At 41.1% G+C, this 20,517-nt stretch carries 23 protein-coding genes; 3 read left to right on the top strand and 20 right to left on the bottom strand.

What is annotated here, in order from left to right; translation table 11 throughout:
* Positions 1-3 precede the first annotated feature (3 nt).
* The 7 genes from GOM46_RS01335 to GOM46_RS01305 form a co-directional block, all read right to left on the bottom strand.
* The gene (locus GOM46_RS01335; RefSeq protein WP_033685906.1) at positions 4-234 is read right to left on the bottom strand and encodes a DUF1146 family protein; all 231 of its coding nucleotides are present in this window, start codon (positions 232-234) and stop codon (positions 4-6) included.
* 57 nt (positions 235-291) lie between these two features.
* Complete coding sequence (locus GOM46_RS01330) at positions 292-1,329, bottom strand: SepM family pheromone-processing serine protease (protein ID WP_235083735.1); 1,038 nt, start codon at positions 1,327-1,329, stop codon at positions 292-294.
* Positions 1,313-1,801: a pantetheine-phosphate adenylyltransferase gene (gene coaD, locus GOM46_RS01325; RefSeq protein ID WP_235083734.1), complete on the bottom strand. Its 489-nt coding sequence runs from the start codon at positions 1,799-1,801 to the stop codon at positions 1,313-1,315. Before coaD ends, GOM46_RS01330 begins: the two co-directional genes overlap by 17 nt.
* Positions 1,791-2,330 (bottom strand): 16S rRNA (guanine(966)-N(2))-methyltransferase RsmD, encoded by a 540-nt coding sequence (rsmD, locus tag GOM46_RS01320; RefSeq protein ID WP_006150185.1) that lies wholly within the window; start codon positions 2,328-2,330, stop codon positions 1,791-1,793. The genes coaD and rsmD overlap by 11 nt, the downstream gene beginning before the upstream one ends.
* Before the next feature lie 60 nt (positions 2,331-2,390).
* Entirely contained in the window at positions 2,391-3,383 is a 993-nt protein-coding gene (gene asnA, locus GOM46_RS01315; protein ID WP_006150123.1) for an aspartate--ammonia ligase, read from the bottom strand.
* A gap of 97 nt (positions 3,384-3,480) precedes the next feature.
* Entirely contained in the window at positions 3,481-4,164 is a 684-nt protein-coding gene (locus GOM46_RS01310; protein ID WP_235083733.1) for a Bax inhibitor-1 family protein, read from the bottom strand.
* Between the two features lie 53 nt (positions 4,165-4,217).
* Positions 4,218-4,958 (bottom strand): TrmH family RNA methyltransferase, encoded by a 741-nt coding sequence (locus GOM46_RS01305; protein ID WP_025169994.1) that lies wholly within the window; start codon positions 4,956-4,958, stop codon positions 4,218-4,220.
* 33 nt (positions 4,959-4,991) lie between these two features.
* Here GOM46_RS01305 and GOM46_RS01300 point away from each other — a divergent pair, with 33 nt between their 5' ends.
* Together GOM46_RS01300 and yidC are read left to right on the top strand one after the other, a co-directional pair.
* Entirely contained in the window at positions 4,992-5,270 is a 279-nt protein-coding gene (locus GOM46_RS01300) for an acylphosphatase (protein ID WP_001174501.1), read from the top strand.
* 77 nt (positions 5,271-5,347) lie between these two features.
* Positions 5,348-6,274: a membrane protein insertase YidC gene (yidC, locus tag GOM46_RS01295; RefSeq protein WP_235083732.1), complete on the top strand. Its 927-nt coding sequence runs from the start codon at positions 5,348-5,350 to the stop codon at positions 6,272-6,274.
* An 80-nt stretch (positions 6,275-6,354) separates the two neighbouring features.
* On the opposite strand, the gene pflA is transcribed toward yidC, so the two are convergent.
* From pflA to GOM46_RS01230, 13 genes are all read right to left on the bottom strand, one after another.
* Positions 6,355-7,149, bottom strand: a complete 795-nt coding sequence (gene pflA, locus GOM46_RS01290) for a pyruvate formate-lyase-activating protein (protein ID WP_006150223.1) — start codon at positions 7,147-7,149, stop codon at positions 6,355-6,357.
* 132 nt (positions 7,150-7,281) lie between these two features.
* On the bottom strand, positions 7,282-8,535 hold the full coding sequence (locus tag GOM46_RS01285; protein ID WP_235083731.1) for a diaminopimelate decarboxylase: 1,254 nt from the start codon (positions 8,533-8,535) through the stop codon (positions 7,282-7,284).
* Between the two features lie 72 nt (positions 8,536-8,607).
* Positions 8,608-9,432, bottom strand: a complete 825-nt coding sequence (gene purR, locus GOM46_RS01280) for a pur operon repressor (protein ID WP_235083730.1) — start codon at positions 9,430-9,432, stop codon at positions 8,608-8,610.
* A 102-nt stretch (positions 9,433-9,534) separates the two neighbouring features.
* Positions 9,535-10,476, bottom strand: coding sequence for a 3'-5' exoribonuclease YhaM family protein (locus tag GOM46_RS01275; RefSeq protein WP_045614706.1), 942 nt, complete (start codon positions 10,474-10,476; stop codon positions 9,535-9,537).
* Positions 10,466-11,722, bottom strand: a complete 1,257-nt coding sequence (gene rmuC, locus GOM46_RS01270; protein WP_235083729.1) for a DNA recombination protein RmuC — start codon at positions 11,720-11,722, stop codon at positions 10,466-10,468. The genes GOM46_RS01275 and rmuC overlap by 11 nt, the downstream gene beginning before the upstream one ends.
* A 1-nt stretch (position 11,723) precedes the next feature.
* Positions 11,724-12,386 carry a thiamine diphosphokinase gene (locus GOM46_RS01265; protein WP_235083728.1) on the bottom strand — a complete coding sequence of 221 codons (663 nt, stop codon included), beginning with the start codon at positions 12,384-12,386 and terminating at the stop codon, positions 11,724-11,726.
* Positions 12,349-13,005, bottom strand: coding sequence for a ribulose-phosphate 3-epimerase (rpe, locus tag GOM46_RS01260; protein WP_235083727.1), 657 nt, complete (start codon positions 13,003-13,005; stop codon positions 12,349-12,351). The genes GOM46_RS01265 and rpe overlap by 38 nt, the downstream gene beginning before the upstream one ends.
* A gap of 10 nt (positions 13,006-13,015) precedes the next feature.
* Positions 13,016-13,894, bottom strand: coding sequence for a ribosome small subunit-dependent GTPase A (gene rsgA, locus GOM46_RS01255; protein ID WP_235083726.1), 879 nt, complete (start codon positions 13,892-13,894; stop codon positions 13,016-13,018).
* Between the two features lies 1 nt (position 13,895).
* Positions 13,896-14,768 (bottom strand): 16S rRNA (adenine(1518)-N(6)/adenine(1519)-N(6))-dimethyltransferase RsmA, encoded by an 873-nt coding sequence (gene rsmA / locus GOM46_RS01250; protein WP_235083725.1) that lies wholly within the window; start codon positions 14,766-14,768, stop codon positions 13,896-13,898.
* A gap of 12 nt (positions 14,769-14,780) precedes the next feature.
* The gene (locus GOM46_RS01245; protein WP_235084135.1) at positions 14,781-15,497 is read right to left on the bottom strand and encodes a dimethyladenosine transferase; all 717 of its coding nucleotides are present in this window, start codon (positions 15,495-15,497) and stop codon (positions 14,781-14,783) included.
* A gap of 90 nt (positions 15,498-15,587) precedes the next feature.
* Entirely contained in the window at positions 15,588-17,006 is a 1,419-nt protein-coding gene (locus GOM46_RS01240) for an SseB family protein (RefSeq protein WP_235083724.1), read from the bottom strand.
* Positions 17,007-17,139: 133 nt separating this feature from the next.
* Positions 17,140-17,703 (bottom strand): ribonuclease M5, encoded by a 564-nt coding sequence (rnmV, locus tag GOM46_RS01235; protein ID WP_235083723.1) that lies wholly within the window; start codon positions 17,701-17,703, stop codon positions 17,140-17,142.
* A complete protein-coding gene (locus GOM46_RS01230) occupies positions 17,700-18,476 on the bottom strand; it encodes a TatD family hydrolase (RefSeq protein WP_235083722.1) in 777 nt (258 codons plus the stop codon). The genes rnmV and GOM46_RS01230 overlap by 4 nt, the downstream gene beginning before the upstream one ends.
* A 156-nt stretch (positions 18,477-18,632) precedes the next feature.
* Here GOM46_RS01230 and GOM46_RS01225 point away from each other — a divergent pair, with 156 nt between their 5' ends.
* A complete protein-coding gene (locus GOM46_RS01225) occupies positions 18,633-20,477 on the top strand; it encodes an APC family permease (protein ID WP_235083721.1) in 1,845 nt (614 codons plus the stop codon).
* Positions 20,478-20,517: the final 40 nt, after the last annotated feature.

Genomic DNA, 20,517 nt, shown 5'->3' with positions numbered 1-20,517 from the left:
AGTTTAAAATAATGTCCGTACGGCTTCTTGCCAGACTTGGTAGAGATTTAGGAAAAAGGAACTAATCAGATATCCTAAACCGATACTACACAATACTACCAAAAGTCGTACCTTCCTCGCATTGTCCTTAGTTACCTTCAAAATTTGATCCCATTTGACCAAATCTTTCAACAGTTGAAAAACTAGGTAGACAAAAAACATATGACTACTGAGGGTAAAAAACAATTGAATCATCTGCCTATTATACCATCTTCTCTTTTTCTACGCTAGTCTATGGACTTGCACTATATTTTATGGGTTGTTTTTCAAGTAATCAATTGCATCCTGAAGTGTTTTTACTGGGACAATCTTCATGTCTGTTTTAATCATTTCAGCAGCTTCTACAGCCGTGTCATAATTACTTTTGGCGTTTGGATTTGCCTTTTTAGCTTCTTCAGTTATTGGATTGTTTGGAGCAAAGAATACAGTAGCTCCTTTTTTTGCAGCAGCAACAACTTTTTTGTCAATTCCACCAATATCACCAACATTTCCATCTCTGTCGATACTTCCTGTACCGGCAATAATCCGTCCATTTCGAAGGGTTGGGTCTGCAATTTGTGTATAAATAGACAAGCTAAACATCAGCCCAGCACTCGGACCACCAATGCCTGCAGTTGAAAACTTGATTGGCACATCACTTGACACTTCCGTGCGGTCAATCAAACCGATTCCGATACCGTTTTTCCCATTTTCCAGAGTAATGATTTTTCCTTCAGCTGTTTTTACTTTCCCATCCTCTTGGTAAGTAACCTTAACCTTATCTCCAAGAGTTTGAGAATTGACGTAGTCGACCATCTCCTTGGAGCTTTCAAAAGTCTTATCATTCACCGCTGTCACAGTATCAGCAATATTCAGAATACCCTTAAAAGTTGAATTGTCTGTCACAGTCAAAACATAGACGCCCAGATATTTGAGCTCTATTTCCTTACCAGCTGCCTTGAGTCCTTGATATTTGGCCATGTTCTGCGAAGTTTCCATGTAAAACTGGTTGATTCGCATAAATTCTGCATCTGAAGAACCACCTGTCATCTCTTTAGCACTTCGAATATCCGTAAAAGGCGTCAGCCAAGCATAAACCAAGTCCACCAGTCTAGCATGTTTAACCCCAACTGTCACAAATTGATAGGAACCTTCCTCTTGGTCAGCTTGATTATTGACTTGTAAGACTTTTCGAATATCTTCTGAAGTCCCTGGAACCTCAATGTAATAAGGAAGTGGTACCGTAAAAGCTATAAAAGTGATAATAAGCCCGATGATTAAATATATGGGCCATCTAGTTTTTTTCTTCATGTTTTAACTCCTCTAAGACAGCATTTGGTACATACTTGCTAATATCTTGACCAAACTTCAATAGTTCTCTCACAGCTGAAGAGCTGATGTAAACATGCTCTGGGCGGCTATGGAGATAGACTGTCTCAATCTCTCCTGCTAATTGATGATTGTAAAAATCAAAACTGGCTTCATACTGAAGGTCCGCAGCGTTACGCAAACCACGAACAAGAACATGGACACCCAGTTTTCTAGCAACATCAACTACTAATTCATCATGAGAGGCGATAACTTGGACATTCTCTAGATGTGCCACTGCTTTTTCAACCGTCTCTAGTCGGCTTTCTATCGGTAAAAATCCATTTTTGTGTGGATTATAAAAAATTCCTACATACAATTGATCAAAGAGCTCACTTGCACGCTCAATGAGGTCCAAATGGCCCTTTGTTATCGGATCAAACGAACCTGTGAATAAACCAATCTTATCTGACATAAACCGTCACCTTACTAATCCCATATATTTTTTCTTTCCAGATGCCCAAACAGGCTATTTCTTCCGGAAGCTCTACTGATTTATCTGTTTCACAAACCACCATGACATCTTTTGAAAAAAGATCTCGCTCTGCCATTTTTTCAATATCAGACACGATTTGTTCCTTTGCATAGGGAGGGTCCAAAAAGATGAGATCAAAAACGCCATCCACCTGCTCCAACGCACGACTGGACTCCATTTTCAATAATTGAAACTTTGAGGTTTCCTTGGTCATCCGGATATTTTCTGCCACAATATTCTGGGCCCGTCTATCCCTCTCGACCAGAACAGCACTTGACATTCCCCTTGAAACTGCTTCGATGGATAAACCACCACTGCCAGCATAGAGATCTAGTACACGTCCTCCTTCAAAGTAGGGACCAATCATATTGAAAATAGCTCCTCGGACCTTGTCAGATGTTGGTCTCGTTGTTTTCCCGTCTAACGTCTTTAAAGGACGTCCTCCGTAGATTCCTGATACGATTTTCATAAGGTATATTATACCAAATTCTGATAAAAAAAAGAAAATCGAACCTTGCGGCTCGATTGATTAAAGAATATTGTCGTAAGTATCTCTGACTTCTTGTGGCCAAACACTAGTTTGAACTTCACCGATGTGCTTCTTACGAAGTAGGAACATAGCCATACGTGATTGACCAATTCCTCCACCAATTGTCAACGGGAAGAGTCCGTTTAGAAGAGCTCTATGCCATTCCAAAGAAAGACGGTCTTCATCTCCTGTAATAGCTACTTGTCGACGGAGGGTATCTTCATCAACACGAATTCCCATTGAAGATAATTCAAAGGCCGCACCCAAATTATCATTCCAGACAAGGATATCTCCATTCAAGCCATGATAACCATTTTCAGATTCAGTTGTCCAGTCATCATAGTCTGGTGCACGTCCATCATGAGGTTTTCCATCCGACAATACACCGCCAATACCAATCAAGAAGACAGCACCGAATTCCTTACAGATAGCATTTTCACGTTCTTTTGGAGTCAAGTCTGGATAGCGTTCAACCAACTCTTCTGTATGGATAAAGGTGATTTGCTTAGGCAAAATTGACTCAATATCATATCTTGCTTCAACTGCTAGCTCTGTTAAACGAATGGCCTTATAAATCTTTTCAACGGTTTCTTTGAGGTAGGCTAGATTGCGTTGTCCATTAGGAATAACCTTTTCCCAGTCCCACTGGTCCACATAAACAGAGTGAGTCGCATCTAGTGAATCTTCGTCTGGTCGAAGAGCCTTCATGTGAACAAAGAGACCTTCTCCTTCACCGAAACCAAAACGTGCCAAAGTATGGCGTTTCCACTTAGCAAGTGAATGTACCACCTCATAGGTTTCATCTGGGATTTGTAAAACCTTAACAGATACCGGATGTTCAATCCCTGAAAGGTTATCCTGCATCCCGTCTCCAACCTTACTTAAGATTGGCCCTTGTACTTCTACTACTTCTAACTTATCTTTTAAATACTGGGTAAAGGTATTTTTTACAAATGAAATCTCTTCCTGCTGGTGAATAAAACTTTTTTTCATATGTACCCCTCCTTTTGAATAATAAAAAGATTATACCCTTTTGCTAGTAAAAATGAAAGTAAAAAATAAAAAGGAGCTCATTTGAGCTCTAAAAGTATTAATCGTCATTTCCAAAGATACGCAAGAAGCTAAGGAAGAGGTTGATAAAGTCAAGGTAGAGGCTAAGTGCCAAAGAAATTGCCCAGCCTGTAGCGACCTGACCATCTGACTCTTCATAAACATAACGAATTTTTTGATTATCCCAAGCGATTAAACCTGCAAAAACAAGTACCATCACAATACTGATGATATAGTCCATTAGGCCACTATTTAAGAAGATATTAACAACCATGGCTAATATTAGACCAAATAAGGCTGCAATCAAAGCACGTCCGATACCACTCAAATCCTTTTTGATGACGACTCCGACAATCGCCATGACAAAGAAAAGGGCCGCACTAGAGATAAAGGCTGTTAGGACTGTACCAGGAAGGTAAAGCGATACAATGAAACTTAGTGAAAAACCGTTGACCGCAGAATATAATAGAAATATTGGAAATGCTGCTGGACTGTTCCTTAACGCTAAACCACTTGCAAATAACACTAGAGCAACTTCAACGACTCCTGTTACGATTAGCCATATGCGTGCATTAAGCATTAACTGTACGAGAACATCTTGGAAGGTTGTTAACATCAAGGCTGAAACAACTGCAGATAAGGCAATCCCAATCCCTACAAAAGCATAAACTTTTGCATAAAATTGATTCAAACCAGAATGTTCTTGAATAATTGTTTGATTCATATCTTTTTCTCCTTATGAAATCTTTTTACTGATTATAACAAAAATAAATTGATTTAACTCAAATAAAACATGAGTATGCCTGCCGCAATAGCAACATTGAGACTTTCCGCCTGCCCTTTCATGTTGATGTGAACCAGTTGGTCTGCCTGGGCTGTCATGAATGAACTAATGCCCTGGCCTTCATTTCCCATCACCAAGGCAAAATCCTCTAGTCGAGCAAGTTCACGATAATCTTTAGAGTTTTGGGATAAGGTAGTGGCTAGAATCGGCAAATGACTCTTTTTCGCCTCTTCAACAAATGTATCAACAGGCATCCGATAAATTGGTAAATGAAAATGACTTCCCTGCATGGAGCGAAGAGTTTTGAGGCTGTATATATCAGCCGACTTGCTTGAAACGATGACTCCTGAAAAACCTGCCGCATCTGCCGTCCGTATCATGGTCCCTACATTTCCAGGGTCCTGCACATCTTCTAAGAAAAGATATTTACCTGAGGTCAAATCCGGCAACAGCTCCTCTTCCTTTTGAACAATAGCTACAATGCCCTGAGGTGTTTGTGAATCTGCTAAATCAAATAAGATTTCCTCTGTCACAAAGACAGTCTGAGGATAATCTACTAGTTTATCTCCATACTCTACTAGAGCAAATATTTTCTCAATCGTTGCTCCCGCCTGAACAGCTTCCTCAAATAAATGCCAGCCCTCAATTAAATAAGAAGATTTTCGATATTTTTTTTGATGCAATTTCTTGGCATTTTTTACCACAGAATTCGCTTTAGAGGTTATAATAGTCATAGGAGTATTATAACACAATCAAGGAGGTTTGGTATGCAAAAGGTCAAAATGATTGCACAGGGACGCGTTCAGGGCGTTGGCTTTCGTTGGGGCGTCTATACCCTTGCTCTCGAACTAGGCGGAATCACTGGTCGTGTCTGGAACAACGATGACGGAACAGTTGAAATCCTTGCCCAAGCAGAATCTTCTGCTATCATGGCTAAGTTCATCCAAGAGATCCGAAAAGGACCAACTCCTTTCTCAAAAGTGACCTATCTCGACGTCCAATTGAGTAACTTTCCTTCCTATTCTGACTTCAAAGTCGCAAATTAGGTCTCTAGAACTATTGTATATTTTCAAAAAAAACAGTAGAATAGAAAGGTATAATTTTTAAAGAAGGAATAAAAACAGTGAAATCAATTAAACGAATCGCCCTCTCAATCATGGGAGTGGCTATGCTATTAGTATTGACAGGATGTGTCCAGGTTGATAAAGCAACAGGTCAGCCAACCGGATTTATCTGGAATACCATCGGAGCACCTATGGCAGAGGCTATCAAATACTTTGCCAATGATCAAGGTCTTGGTTTCGGTGTTGGTATCATCATCGTAACTATTATCGTTCGCTTGATTATCCTCCCACTTGGTATCTACCAATCATGGAAGGCTACCCTTCACTCTGAGAAGATGAACGCCCTCAAGCATGTCCTTGAGCCACATCAGACTCGTCTCAAAGAAGCAACGACTCAAGAAGAAAAACTAGAAGCCCAACAAGCTCTCTTTGCTGCTCAAAAAGAGCATGGTATTAGTATGTTTGGTGGTGTAGGATGTTTCCCTATCCTCATTCAAATGCCTTTCTTCTCTGCTATCTACTTTGCTGCTCAACACACAGAAGGTGTTTCTGAGGCTAGCTTCTTAGGAATCGCACTGGGTTCTCCAAGTTGGATTCTCATCGCCTGCGCTGGTATTCTCTACTACATCCAATCACTCCTTTCTCTACACGGAGTTGAAGACGAGACTCAAAGAGAACAACTCAAGAAAATGATTTACATGAGTCCAATGATGATCGTCATGTTCTCCATCTTCTCTCCAGCCAGCGTCACACTTTACTGGGTTGTCGGTGGTTTCATGATGATTCTTCAACAATTCATCGTCAACTACATGATTCGTCCAAAACTTCGCAAAAAAGTACGCGAAGAATTTGCAAAGAACCCACCAAAAGCAAGCAAAACTTCAGGCGCTCGTAAAGATGTAACCCCTGAATCAGCAGCAGCTATCACAACTTCTAACAAGAAGAAAAACAAAAAACGTAATTCTGGAAAACAACATTCGAGATAAAAAATAAAAGGCTCGGCTAAATTGCTGAGTCTTTTCTATAATCGAAAAGAGGCCGAGAAAACTCGACCTCATTTTTTATATTATCCATGTACACGTTTCATGTAATCTTGATAGCTTTCTGTATCCATCAATTCCTTAGCGTTCTTGACACGATCTGCTGTCGGAGGTTTAACTCCTTCAAGCGAATACGGAATGCCAAGTTCACGCCACTTGAATTCACCCATCGTGTGATAAGGTAGGATTTCAAACTTATCAACGTTTTTAAGAGTTTTCACGAACTTCCCAAGCTCAATCAAATCTTCATCTCGGTCTGTCAACCCAGGTACGAGAACGTGACGAATCCAGACAGGTTTCCCAATATCTGACAAGTATTGAGCACAAGCTAAAATGGTTTTGTTACTTTGACTGGTTACAATCCTATGTTGAGCATCATTAATTTCTTTGATATCAAGAAGAACCAAATCAGTCACAGCCATTAATTTATCAAATTTTTCAAGATAGCGTGGTTTATTACGGAACGGAAGGGCACAAGTATCCAAGGTACAGTGGATGCCTTTTTCTTTCGCCTTGGTAAAGAGGGCAATCAAGAAATCAATCTGCAAGAGGGCTTCTCCTCCGCTGACTGTGATACCTCCCTTGTCTCCCCAGAAACCACGATAGCGAAGCGCTTCTTCCAAGACATCATCTACTGTTCGTACACGAGATTTATTGGTTTCCATAGCCCATGTATCCGGGTTATGGCAATACTGGCAACGCATCTGACAGCCCTGCAAAAAGACAATGAAACGGATTCCGGGACCATCTACCGCCCCAAAACTCTCTGTCGAATGCACCATTCCTGTCACTTGTCCATAGTCAATTGTTTCTTCTGACATAACGTCACCTTCCTTGAAACCGTTTTATAATTTTATTATAACACGCTTGAAAGGAAAAACAATAGATTTTGTCTATTTTTTAGAAAACAATCTGTTTTTCACTTTCAACTTTCATGATTTTCAAAAATTCTTCTAATCCTTGTCAAAGTCAAACCCGTAAAGAGTCGCAAAATAGTCCTCAGGTCGCTCTGCTCTACGGATTAGTCGAGCACCACCGTCCTCTGTGTAGAGAATCTCTGCCGAACGAAGTTTCGCATTGTACTGGTATCCCATAGAGAAGCCATGGGCACCTGTATCATGAATGACTAACAAATCACCAATTTCTGTTTGAGGTAGCTCACGATTTACTGCAAACTTGTCGTTGTTTTCACAAAGAGAACCAACAACATCAACCACTTCAGTCTGACCATCAGGATGCATCATATTAGTAATATGGTGGTAAGCACCGTACATAGCTGGTCTCATAAGATTGACAGCTGACGCATCGACTCCTAGATAAGTACGGTAGGTTTTCTTTTTATGAGTTACTTTTGTGACTAAAATACCATGAGGTGCCAACATAAAGCGTCCTAGTTCTGTAAAAATCTTAACTTGACCAAGACCTGCTGGTGTAAGAACTTCTTCATAAACCTGACGAACTCCCTCACCAATCAAAGCAATATCATTTGGCTCTTGATCTGGGCGATAGTTGACCCCGATACCACCAGAAAGGTTGATAAAGTCCAGCGAAATATCCAACTTTTCCTTGATTTCTACAGCCAACTCAAAGAGCTGACGCGCTAATTCTGGATAATAAAGGTGGGTCACTGTATTGGAAGCTAGGAAGGAATGAATCCCAAAGGTTTTAGCTCCCTTTTCTTTCAGGATAGCAAAGGCTTCAAAGAGCTGCTCCTTGGTCATCCCGAACTTAGCTTCGCCAGGATTATCCATAATGTCTGTCCCTAGTTCAAATACGCCACCAGGATTATAACGGCAAGAGATGATTTCTGGGATACCTGCTGCACGATCTAAATGTTCGATATCTTCAAAAGCATCTAAATTAATCGTCGCACCTAATTCACGGGCATAAGCATACTCTCTATCTGGAGTATTATTGGATGAGAACATCATATCAGAACCAGAAAATCCTAGCTTATGACTCATCAAGAGTTCTACATAACTAGAACAATCCACTCCACATCCTTCTTCTTGTAAGATTTTCAAGATAGCTGGGGTCGGAGTCGCCTTGACTGCAAAATATTCTTTAAAGCCCTGATTCCAAGAAAAGGCTTTGTTTACTGCGCGTGCTTTCTCGCGAATCCCTTTTTCATCGTAGAGGTGGAAAGGGGTTGGAAACTCTTCAACAATTTTTTCTAGGGCTTCACGATTAATAAATGGTGTTTTCATAGGACTCCTTTATATTCATTATCAAAGAAAGGCTGGGACGAAAGTTCCAACCTTTGTATTTTAAGTTCATTCTTATTTTTCTGCGTCAAAGATGTTTCCAACTTCAACAGCAATTTTTTGATTCTTCACATCAATGTTGGTAACCTTCAAGAGTGATTTGTAATCAAACTGTTGTTCGCGATCTTCTTGCGCATTATCGGCAAAGACGGCTACTCCAGCCAATTCAGAATCAAACTCAGACAAGAGGCTAATCATCCCGTTAATGGTCCCTCCACCCTTCAAGAAGTCATCAACGATCAAGACACGACTTCCTGCTTTAAGGCTACGTTTTGAAAGGAACATCTTTTCGATACGGTCACTAGAACCTGAAACATAGTTGACACTAACAGTTGAACCCTCAGTGATTTTCAAGTCGCGACGGACAATGACAAATGGAACATTGAGAACATTTGCCACTGCATTTGCAAGCGGAACCCCTTTGGTCGCAACAGTCATAACGGCATCAATCTTCTGATCCATAAAGCTCTTAGCAATAATGCGACCGATGTTTTTCAAAATAGCTGGAGTGCTCAATAGGTCAGATAAATAAATGTAGCCACCCGGAAGAATGCGGTCACTCTCTGAAAGTTTATCACGAAGCTCTTCGATAATCGTTTTAGACTCAAGGGTAGAGATCGATGGTGTAAAAATAACACCACCACCAGCACCTGTCACCGTTTGAATATGACCGATTTCAATTTCTTCGAAGGCACGCTTAATGATGACAATATCTTCTGAAATAGAAGACTTAGCAGATTCATACTTTTCTGCAAAGGTATTGAGACTGGTTAATTTGTAAGGATTGTTAATCAAGTAATTGGAAATAACAACCATCCGATCACTTCTTCTTAATTTCATTAGTTATTCACCATTCTTTTTAATTAGTCTTTTTCTCATTATATCACACTAAAGCAAAAAAAACGAACTTTATTGTCTAAATAAAGCTCATTTTTTTAGTTTCTAGTCTAATTTTGGCTTGTAGAAGGAACGATTGTCCATTGCAAAGACTTTATTGGTCATTTCACCCTCATCAACAAGGGCGAGCGCTGTTGACATCATCATCATGCTGGCATCTAGATTATCAATCATATGAATGATTTCAGCTTCCATCACACGAGGACGAACTGGACTACCATACTCAAGTAAACCATGGTGGCTGAGAATCACATGGCGCAGAAGCACCACTTCTTCTCGAGTATCATCAATGCCAAGTTCCATTACTGTTTTGGTGATTTCACTATCAATCAAGGCAATATGTCCGATAAGGTTCCCTCTGACTGTATACTCTGTCTGGTCTGGACCAGTCAACTCAATAACCTTGGCTAGGTCATGGAGCATAATTCCCGCATAGAGCAAGCTCTTATTAAGCTGTGGGTACACATCAGCAATTGCCTCTGCTAAACGAACCATAGTAGCCGTATGATAAGCAAGTCCTGTTTCAAAGGCATGATGGTTGGTTTTGGCAGCTGGATAGGAATAAAATTCTTTATCATATTTGGTATAGAGAGCTCGAACGATTCGTTGCCAGATAGGATTTTCAATTTTGAAAATCATCTGCGCCATATACTCACGGATTTCCTTAACATCCACTGGTGATTTTACCTTAAAATCTGCTGGGTCATTTGGTTCGCCAGGTTGTGGTAAGCGAAGGGTGATTTGATTAACCTGTGGGGTGTTATTGTATACCTCACGACGTCCCTGCATGTGAACAACTTTCCCTGCAGTAAAAGCTTCGACGTTATGAGGTTGGGCATCCCAGAGTTTCCCTTCAATTTCCCCACTGTCATCTTGGAAAGTGAAAGCCAGGTAATTCTTCCCAGCACGCGTCTGTCTTAGGTCAGCTGATTTGATTAAGTAAAAGCCTTCAAACAGCTCATCTTTCTTCATGTGACTAATCTTCATATTCTTCCTCATCTTCTTGGAACTGGAGTAGATCAAGCGCAGGCTCACCTTCTGATAACTCAATGTGACGGAGCGTTCGCTCGATAGCTGTAGTACGACGGTTTAATAAATCATCAATATTGCCAGAGGCATGTTGGAGATGTTTTTGTGTCTTGACCAAAATCCCCCCAAACTTGCCAAACTCGGTCTTGACACTGGCAAGAGTCTTGCTGATATGGTCGGCACTCTTTTGGATATTGAGAGTTTTGAAGCCAACTGATAGAGAGTTAAGAAGGGCTGATAAGGTACTTGGCCCTGCAACGATAATCTGCTCCTCCCGTCTCAAATCATCAAAGAAAATCGGATTACGAACGATTTCTGAATAGAGTCCTTCTGTTGGAACAAACAAGACACCAAAATTGGTTGTTCGAGGAGGCGCCAAATATTTACTTTTGATATCCTTGGCAAAACGTTTAACACTTGCTAGGAGAGATTTACGACAACGTTCAATCTCATCCTTATCACCCGCTTCATAGGCTTCTTCAAGGCGGTAATAATCCTCCAGTGGAAACTTAGAATCAATCGGTAGATAGACATATTCTTGGTCGCCTTGGCCAGGCAACTTGATGGCGTATTCTACTCGTTCACTAGAGTTTTCAACAGTTGCAAATTCTCGTTCATACTGGGCAGGTGTCATGATATCTTCAATAATCTGTCCCAGTTGTAATTCTCCTAGAATTCCTCGAGTTTTTGTACCAGATAAGACTTTATTAAGAGCGCCGACATCACGGGCAATCGTCTGCATTTCTCCAAGGCCGCGATTGACAGATTCCAATTGCTTGGAAACTGTCTCAAAGGAAGCCTGCAAGCGTGTCTGCAAGGTCTTTTCTAATTTTTCCTCAACCGTTTGGCGCATTTGTTCTAAGCGTTGTTCATTTGATTCCTGCAAGGCTTGGAGGCGTTGGTCTGTCTTATCTCTTGTTTGGAGGAGGTTTTCATTCATCTCCTGCCGAACTTGAGTCAGGCCTTGGTGTAACTCGATTCGCACTTCCTGCAAGCGATCACTGACAGCTACTTCAAGATTTTTTTGATCCAGCTGACTGACCTGTCGAGCTTGTTCGAAGCGATAATCCAGTTGATCTGAGAGATTATCTGCCTGATCTTCTAAACTCTTGGTCAAATATTGCTCCTGCTTGTCCTGCCTTTGCCAAATGAGAAAGAGGCCGACTAGGTTAGCAATTAATAACAGTAGTAATACAATCTCCATCCTATCTCCTATCCTTACTATGCAGTACGACCACATAGCCATCCGGGCATGTTACCGAAACTTCCCTATCTATATATTCGTTAGAAGCATAGACTTTCTTAAAGAAAAAGTTCTCTTCTGTCAATTCGTACTTGGCACCGATAATGGTCAGCTGACTATCCCTCACAGGCATAAAAGCAAGATAATCATAGTCTGACCGTGGTTCAAGTTGACTGATCCCTTCTGGACAGTAACAAATCAAATTTTGTCCATCCTCAATCTCTATCTGACGCATATAGGGCGCCAATTTAGGATTGCTAGGCAGAAACACATTAGCCAACATATGATCAATACGACCACCTAGGGCACCAAAAATGGTCACCTGAGCTTGAGAATTCTTTTCAAAAATCGTTAAAAGTGCTAGTTCCAGATCGGTATCATCTTTTTCTGGCTGAGCTTGAACAAAATGCTGGGCACGTTTTTGAATCAAATGACGTTCTTCTACAGTCACAGAATCAAAATCCCCAACGGCTAAAGCAAGAGGAAGTTTTTCCTCCAGTACCCAAAGTGAGCCTCGATCCACACCGACAAAGCAGTCAAAACCTGTCCAATAGTGACCGCGGTCTCCGCCTGCAAAAACTGCAACTTTAGTCCAGTTGTTTTCTGAGAGCTTGCACTCGTTCATTGACATCTCCCTTAAAGACATAGGACCCTGCTACAAAGACTGTTGCACCAGCTTCTTTGGCTTGAGCTATGGTCTGATCATCAATCCCACCATCCACTTCAATTTCAAAATTCAATCCTTTTTCCTCACGAAGGGCAGCCAATTCACGTACCTTATCCATGGTTTCTGGCAGAAAGGCTTGCCCACCAAATCCAGGGTTAACTGTCATGACTAATACTTGGTCAACTAAGTGTAGCACATGCTTAATCACCTCAACAGGTGTACCAGGATTAATGACGACTGAAGGTTTGACTCCAAGAGAACGAATTTTTTGAAGGGCCCCATGGATATGAGGTGTTGCTTCTGCATGGATGCTGATGATGTCTGCACCTGCACGCGCAAAGTCTTCTAAATGATGTTCGGGATTTGATACCATCAAGTGGCAATCAAAGACCATCTTGCTGTGGGGACGAAGAGCCTCGACCACACCTGCACCAAAACTGATTTGGGGTACAAAGTGACCATCCATGATATCGATGTGGGCATATTCAGCCCCAGTTGCTTCTAAGCGTTTGATTTCACGTTCAAAGTTGGCATAATCCGCTGCCAGAATTGACGGAGCAATCTTGTATTGAGACATAGGTTTCTCCTTATTTTGGAATTTTTTTGCTGACTTTTTTATAGGTTTCTCTACGATTTTCAATCTCACTGAGGAATTGCAGGTAGTTGTCAAAACGGAAGGTAGCAATGATGCCCTCTTCTACTGCTGGTTTTACAGCGCAAGATGGCTCATGGGTATGGGTACAAGTGCGGAATTTACAATCACGACTGACACTAGCAATCTCTGGAAAAGCCTGATTCAGATCTTCTGCTGTTGTTACTTCGTAATCCAGCGATGAAAAACCTGGTGTGTCTGCGATTTTCCCACCATTGAGATTGTAAAAACTAACCGCTCGAGTAGTGTGACGACCACGACCCAGACTGTCTGAGATTTCTCCCGTTTCTAGATTGAGATCAGGTGCGATTTTATTGAGCAAAGTTGACTTTCCAACACCCGTCTGCCCCATGAAGACCGTAATCTTGCCTGTCAACAAGGGTAAAAGTTCTTCTTTACTCGTCACAAAATCGTAACCAATAGCACGATAGGTTTTCTCGTAGAAATCCAGTTCTCTCCTATCCTCTAGTAAGTCCATTTTGGAAATATAGACGATAGGATGAATGCCCTTGTGCTCCAAAAGAACCAAGAACCGATCCAATAAGTTGCTATTAAAGTCAGGCTCTTTGACCGACATGATCACCACAGCTTGGTCAATATTGACAATCGGTGGACGAACCAGACTATTTTTTCGTTCGTGAATCTTGAGAATATAACCTTCGGAATTTTCCTCCGCAGAAAAATCTACCCAATCTCCAACATAGGGCGTATGACCCTTTTTACGAAAATTTCCACGCGCGCGTGTTTGATAAACCTGACCATCACTCTCCACATAGTAGAATCCGGCCAAAGATTTAATGATTTGTCCCTGCATCCTAGAGTCCTTGTCCTTTAAGCGCATCTGCTAGACTAGCGAATTCTTCTAAGCCAAGAGCTTCACCGCGTACACTTGGGGATAGTCCTGCCTGATCCAATGCCTTAGTCAATTTATCCTTGATTTCATCAGTCTTGCCAAAGTAACCTGTCAGATTATTCCACAAGGTCTTACGACGATGGGTAAAACTAGCCTTGGAAACTTTAAAGAAGAATTTCTCGTCTTCCACTGCTACAGCCGGTTCTGGGCGACGTACCATTTTCAGGATAGCTGAATCCACATTTGGTGCTGGCACAAAGACTGTACGAGGTACGATAAAAGCAACCTTGGCGGTCATGTAATACTGAACTGCAATCGACAAGCTGCCGTAAGCCTTGGTATTTGGCTTAGCAGAGATACGATCTGCCACTTCTTTTTGCATCATAACCACAAACTCACTAAAAGGAATGCCACTTTCAATCAAGTGCATGAGAATAGGCGTCGTGATATAGTAAGGCAAGTTGGCTACTACCTTGATTGGTAAGTCAGGATTTTTAAAATTCTGGATGTGCTGTGCCAAGTCAACTTTTAGAATGTCCTCGTTGACTACGGTCACATTGTCAAAATCTCGCAAGGTATCGGCTAGGATTGGTACCAAGCGGTGGTCGATCTCAAATGCCATGACTTGAGCTGCACGCTCAGCCAAAAATTCTGTCAAGGCACCAATCCCTGGCCCGATTTCGATAACATTAACCTGATCATCAATTTCAGCTGTATCCACGATTTTTTGAAGGATATTGGTATCCGTCAAGAAATTTTGCCCGAAAGATTTTTTAAAGGTAAAACCGTGACGCTCCAGCACTGCCTTGGTCACGCTATAATCTGCAATTCTCATTTATTCTCTTTTCTATCTCTTAACCATCATATAAAAAATCAACCTAATTACTAGTGCAAGTATAAGCAAATATACTATACCATTCCTCCACTTGTTTGCTTTTGTACCGGCTCCAGTCATATCGCCCCCTTGCTTATCATCTTGAGGGTTCATTTTATTCAATTCATCTTGATAGGCGACTGAGGCTAGAATATTGTCTTCTGGCAATAATTCTGAGGCATAATAGTCAGGAAAGCCCATAGCAAGACCAATTAGGTTCTTATCCGTTAGAGAAAAGTCCAAATCTTTTGGTTGATTTTCCCGAATAGCTCCTATATTTTTTAACAGTTTATCAGAAACAACAGACACTTGGTCCATAAAAACAACATCTAAGACATCAAATCCGAGTACATCACCATCTTTGACATTTGCAAGAATATAACGAACAAAGGCATCATATAGTTGCACGGATTGTAGGACATTTTCTTCTAAAAAAGACCGGTTTTGGAGGGCGTTTTGCCGGAATTTTTCAATAGGAAGCAAGATATCTACATTCTGCTCTTGGTAAAACTTTTCTGCTTGCTCTTCATCTTCTTCGAGTTTTTCTGCTGTTTTCCAGAGAGCAATAGGAGTTCTTAAATCTTCTTCATCCCAAAACAATTGCCAAAAATAGGGTATCGTGTAAATTCCCTCTGTTAGAATACGAGCTTCATTTCCGTTTTTTAAGTAAATATAACTTCTATTCGCCATTCCATTTCCTTTCAAAATCTTTGAAAAAAGGGTAGTGGTTCAAGTAGGATGTAGATAAAACTGTATAGTTTCCCAATGTAAAGAAACTCTCTAATCTTTAGCTTTGCCTTCTAGTTCCTCACTAAACTTTTGCATTTCTTTAAAAGCTGTTAGGCTAACATAGGCACCTGCTTCATAATACTCCGTTGGATTAATGGCATAGTCAAAAACTTCAATCATGCCTCCCGCTTCTTCAATCATGCCATTCCATTTTTCGTCAAAGACCATTCGCAGACGTTTCCAATCGGTAAATACCGGCACAGAATTTCTGCCATCTTTTCCTTCTTTGACTGGAATGTTGAAACTAGAATCTTTTTCCAAGACAAAGGAGCTTCCTTTCTGACTATCGTCCTTAAATTCCGAAGCAGCATCTAAAGGAATTAGGAATTTTGCTTTCAGCATAGCTTCTGAAAAGAACTTATAATAGAGCTTATAAATTACTTCTTCATCTTCTGTCGTCGGGCTATCCAATTGTCCCATCAGCAACATCCATCTTACAATATCCGGATTCATCACAGGAACTTGTATCTCTGGCAGGTTCGAAAAATCTGGTTTCTGAACCAAAACAGAAGCACTGATGCTGACTTCCTTGGTATTAAAGGTCGCTCCCAAGGCACCGTTTAAGTAAAAGGCTGTCCCAAGAAAATTCTCAATTCCTTTTTTATCTGCTGTATTTTCAATCAGTTTCACAACTGAATTTGGTCGGCTATCAATGGTTTCCTTAAACTGGTGATACCAACGTGGTGTATATAGCATAATCATCGGGTCTGAACAGAGATAGCCCTCTTCACCTCTATCATAGGTCGTTGAGAAAAGATAGGGTTCACCTGTTTTTTCCGAATAAACTGCGTAAATCGAATCTGCTGCTAACAACTTGTCCTTGACAATTTCTGCTAGGCGTTCTAGCTTACGAGTGTTAGCTTGATAACTTTCTTCACTCTCAGTTTCCTGATTTTGACGGCACTCCCATAAAAAGAGGCGTAATATTTCTATGCTATCATCAAGACTAGCGGCTTGATAGTCTTCATTGGACAATTGACCTTTTTGGACAATTACAAACGTATTATATAGAGCATCTGTATAGCTTGATAGCCGTTGTTCCTCATCGACACCCTGGCTATAGAGAACACTTCCTTTTTTTAGATTAGTCAAGGAAGGTTCCATATCGATGACCAAATGAGCTAGAGATTCATCCGTGAGAACATCCACATCCTTATTTTGACTACTGAGTTTTTTCACGACTACAGAACCAAGAGCGTCCATACCTTGATCGGGATTGCAAAACTGCAACTGATCTCCAACCTTGATACTACCTTCTAGACTCCCAACAATCAATAACTCATTCGTCTCCTTTATCGGAAATAGCCCTAGAACTCCCAAGCAAGTTTTGCCACTCGGTTCTACTGTTTCGTTTGTTGCTTCAGTAGTTTCTGATGTTTCTGTCTTTTTTAAAAAATCAAAGATTCCCATAACTTTTCCTCATTGTCTCCACTCAAGGTAAATCTTGTGGAGTCATTTTTTCTATTGCTTGCTACCAAGCCTGATTAAACCGTTTATGATTACTTCTATTGTATCATATTCCCCTTACATTTTGGGGAGTTTCTCAATCCTCATAAGATTTCATGGCATCTTCAACTTCAGCTAAACTGATGCCAAATAATTCTAAACGCTTGAGAAGTTGCTTCCCATTTGAATAACCAATACGAAGGCTTTCTCCTAGATATTCTCTGCGTTTTCTGCTATCCGACCCAGCCAAGAATCCCAATCGAATCAAGTCACTACGGCTAATATCAAAGTCACTTTCTGCTTCAAATTGCTCTGTCACTTGTTCCAGTGCTATTTTCAAGTCTTCGTAGCTAGCGTGTTCGATTCCTAGAGAACGCCCCTTGGTCTTGGACTTAGGCACTGCCTCATCACGTTTGAGAAAGGCGTGTTGGACTGTTGGAATAGCTGTCATAATCAACCGACGGATTCTTTCCCCATTAAAGTCTGGATCTGTAAAGACAATCACCCCATGACGTTGGTGTAGACGTTGGATTCGTTCAAGGTCCTGTTCATTGATAGCCGAGCCACGAGTCTCATAGGTCTCCACATCAAAATAACGTTTAAGATTGGCTGTATCATCCCGTCCTTCGACTACGATGACTTGGGAAATTTTCTCTTTCATGATTGTTTTTCCAATCCAAAAATATGCTCGGCATTGGCACTGGTCGCAGCAGCTAACTCTTCTGTCGTCATGCCACGCAAGTCTGCAATAAAATCCACTACATAGCGCGTGTAAGCTGTCTTGTTTTCGCGACCACGCTTGGGTACCGGGGCTAAATAAGGCGCATCTGTCTCTACCAAAATCTTATCCAAAGGTAACTCTTTGGCTGCTTCCTGAATGTCTGTCGCTTTTTTAAAGGTCACCACCCCGGAAAATGAAATGGTCATGCCTAACTCCACAAACTTCTCAGCCCATTTCAGAGAACCAGAGAAGGAATGCATGATTCCGCCACGGGGACCGACTCCTTCGCTCTTGATAATCTCATAAGTATCTTCTAGTGCGTCACGGGTGTGAACCACAAAAGGTAAATCCAGTTCCTTAGATAGCTGAATCTGACGACGAAAAACTTGCTCCTGCACTTCTTTAGGGGCTGTCATCCAGTGATAGTCCAAACCAATCTCACCCAAGGCAACAACTTTGGGATGTTTTAGTTTCTCCCACAGGTAATTCTCAACATCCTCTGTATAGGTCCCTGCCTCTGTTGGATGCCATCCAATTGTCGTATAGAGTTGGTCATACTTGTCCACCAATTCTAAAGCACGCTCAATCGTCGGCTTGTCAAAACCAACAATATTCATCCGAGTCACACCCATTTCAGCTGCTAAGGCAAGCTCTTCTTCTTCACGTCCCAAAAATTCCTCTATATTTAAATGTGTATGAGTATCAAAAATCATTTATATTTCCTCGTTTTTTCTACCTTCTATTATACCAAAAAAACTAGTCGCATCCTTATAGGAAAAAAATATTTTGAAATCAACCATTTTCCCTTGACGGTATTTTTTCATAGCAGTATAATAGCTCTTGTTAAAATTTTCAAAAAAGGAAAGAAAATGTTTACAAAACTAAAATATACCTTTATCGGTCGTCCTCTCAAGTCCTTAACTGAAGGTGAAGGAGGGCTACTTGGAAAAACACAGGCACTTGCAATGCTCTCAAGCGATGCCCTTTCATCTATCGCCTATGGACCTGAGCAGGTCGTCCTTGTCTTGGCTAGTCTTTCTCCCCTTGCTATTTGGTGGAGTCTCCCTATCGGCATTTTTGTCCTCTTGCTACTTGCTAGTCTAACCATTTCTTACCGACAAATCATTCACGCCTACCCTCAAGGTGGGGGTGCCTATATGGTAACACGAGAAAATCTTTCTCCTGAGCTCGGTTTGATTGCTGGGGGAAGCTTGCTTGTTGACTATATGCTAACAGTAGCCGTATCCGTGGCTGCAGGAGCTGATGCTATCACAGCAGCACTTCCTGCTCTCCATCCCTACAACCTCCACATCTCCATTTTTCTAGTATGTTTGCTCATGCTTTTAAATCTGCGAGGCTTGAGGGAATCTGCTAGTTCGCTGATGATCCCTGTCTATCTCTTTATCTTTAGTACGGTCTTCCTCTTATTGTTTGGTATTTTCCAACTATTGACAGGTTCTCTCAGCTATCATGCAACTTCTGCAATTGGTCAAACTGTCCCAAGTCTCTCAATTGTCCTGATTTTAAGAGCCTTTACCAGCGGTTCAGCTTCATTAACCGGGGTTGAAGCCATCTCAAATGCTGTTCCATTTTTCAAGACCCCTAAAGAAAAGAACGCAGCTCAAACACTGACCATCATGTCTCTGATTCTTGGATTTCTCTTTGCAGGAATTACCTTCCTAAACTACTGGATGGGGATTACTCCTCAACACGGAGAAACAATCCTCTCACAAATGGCTAAAGGAATTTTAGGGGATTCAGCTCTCGGTCAAGTTGTTTATTATCTCTTCCAATTTTCAACAGCTCTCATCCTAGCCGTCGCTGCAAATACTGGTTTTTCGGCCTTTCCTATGTTAGCTTACAATATGGCCAAGAACAAGTACATGCCCCATCTCTTTATGGAGAAGGGAGATCGCTTAGGATACTCAAACGGGATCCTAACCTTGGCCTTTGGCGCTATGATTCTTCTGCTCATTTTTAACGGAAATACAGAACGCTTGATTCCTCTTTATACTATTGGAGTTTTCGTACCTTTTGCACTTTCTCAAACAGGGATGATTCGCCACTGGAAAAAAGAAAAAGGCTCTCATTTCTTAAAATCTGCCTTTGCAAATATCCTCGGAGCCATCATTTGTTATGCTATCGTTCTCATTCTACTCTTCTTCAGACTTGGAGATATCTGGCCCTTCTTCCCAATTATCCTAGTCTTAACCTTCCTCTTTTTGTCCATCCACAGTCATTACCAAAAGGTGGCTAAACAGCTTCGACTTTATGAAGGAATTCAAAAGAAAGCCTACGATGGCAATGTCGTCCTTGTCTTAGTAGGAAATGTTACCAGAGTCAGCGTTGGTGCTATTAACTACGCTCAAAGCATTGGAGATGAGGTTTTGGCTATGCACATTTCCACCAAGGAAACGGAGGAAAAAGACCAAGAAATCCTTCAAGAATTCGCTGACTACTTCCCAAATATCACTCTCAAAAATATTACTACTAGCTATCGCGATATCATCACACCTACAGTTCGATATGTTCGAAAAATCTCTCAAGAAGCCAAGAAAAAGAACTACACGGTTACAGTTCTAGTACCCCAATTTATCCCTAACAAACCTTGGCAAAATATCCTTCACAATCAAATGAGCCTCAAATTAAAATATGCTCTCAGATGGCACGAAGATGTCGTCGTGGCTAGCTACTCTTATCATTTGAAAGAATAAAGAAAGCTCAAAATCAGAGAATTAATCTTCTGATTTTGAG

Source organism: Streptococcus infantis (assembly GCF_021497965.1).
GTDB classification, from domain to species: Bacteria; Bacillota; Bacilli; order Lactobacillales; family Streptococcaceae; genus Streptococcus; species Streptococcus infantis_B.
This window is presented reverse-complemented; position numbering and strand designations above follow the sequence as displayed.

Coding starts and splice junctions, on each gene's coding strand:
- GOM46_RS01300 (WP_001174501.1), top strand. CDS start 4,992: ATGCAAAAGGTCAAAATGATTGCACAGGGACGCGTTCAGGGCGTTGGC.
- GOM46_RS01265 (WP_235083728.1), bottom strand. CDS start 12,386: ATGAACGAGTGCAAGCTCTCAGAAAACAACTGGACTAAAGTTGCAGTT.
- GOM46_RS01245 (WP_235084135.1), bottom strand. CDS start 15,497: ATGGCGAATAGAAGTTATATTTACTTAAAAAACGGAAATGAAGCTCGT.
- rsmA (WP_235083725.1), bottom strand. CDS start 14,768: ATGAGAATTGCAGATTATAGCGTGACCAAGGCAGTGCTGGAGCGTCAC.
- GOM46_RS01275 (WP_045614706.1), bottom strand. CDS start 10,476: ATGAAGATTAGTCACATGAAGAAAGATGAGCTGTTTGAAGGCTTTTAC.
- GOM46_RS01225 (WP_235083721.1), top strand. CDS start 18,633: ATGTTTACAAAACTAAAATATACCTTTATCGGTCGTCCTCTCAAGTCC.
- GOM46_RS01230 (WP_235083722.1), bottom strand. CDS start 18,476: ATGATTTTTGATACTCATACACATTTAAATATAGAGGAATTTTTGGGA.
- GOM46_RS01305 (WP_025169994.1), bottom strand. CDS start 4,958: ATGACTATTATAACCTCTAAAGCGAATTCTGTGGTAAAAAATGCCAAG.
- rsmD (WP_006150185.1), bottom strand. CDS start 2,330: ATGAAAATCGTATCAGGAATCTACGGAGGACGTCCTTTAAAGACGTTA.
- GOM46_RS01240 (WP_235083724.1), bottom strand. CDS start 17,006: ATGGGAATCTTTGATTTTTTAAAAAAGACAGAAACATCAGAAACTACT.
- rsgA (WP_235083726.1), bottom strand. CDS start 13,894: ATGCAGGGACAAATCATTAAATCTTTGGCCGGATTCTACTATGTGGAG.
- asnA (WP_006150123.1), bottom strand. CDS start 3,383: ATGAAAAAAAGTTTTATTCACCAGCAGGAAGAGATTTCATTTGTAAAA.
- purR (WP_235083730.1), bottom strand. CDS start 9,432: ATGAAATTAAGAAGAAGTGATCGGATGGTTGTTATTTCCAATTACTTG.
- rmuC (WP_235083729.1), bottom strand. CDS start 11,722: ATGGAGATTGTATTACTACTGTTATTAATTGCTAACCTAGTCGGCCTC.
- GOM46_RS01330 (WP_235083735.1), bottom strand. CDS start 1,329: ATGAAGAAAAAAACTAGATGGCCCATATATTTAATCATCGGGCTTATT.
- GOM46_RS01310 (WP_235083733.1), bottom strand. CDS start 4,164: ATGAATCAAACAATTATTCAAGAACATTCTGGTTTGAATCAATTTTAT.
- rnmV (WP_235083723.1), bottom strand. CDS start 17,703: ATGAAAGAGAAAATTTCCCAAGTCATCGTAGTCGAAGGACGGGATGAT.
- rpe (WP_235083727.1), bottom strand. CDS start 13,005: ATGTCTCAATACAAGATTGCTCCGTCAATTCTGGCAGCGGATTATGCC.
- coaD (WP_235083734.1), bottom strand. CDS start 1,801: ATGTCAGATAAGATTGGTTTATTCACAGGTTCGTTTGATCCGATAACA.
- pflA (WP_006150223.1), bottom strand. CDS start 7,149: ATGTCAGAAGAAACAATTGACTATGGACAAGTGACAGGAATGGTGCAT.
- GOM46_RS01285 (WP_235083731.1), bottom strand. CDS start 8,535: ATGAAAACACCATTTATTAATCGTGAAGCCCTAGAAAAAATTGTTGAA.
- GOM46_RS01335 (WP_033685906.1), bottom strand. CDS start 234: ATGATTCAATTGTTTTTTACCCTCAGTAGTCATATGTTTTTTGTCTAC.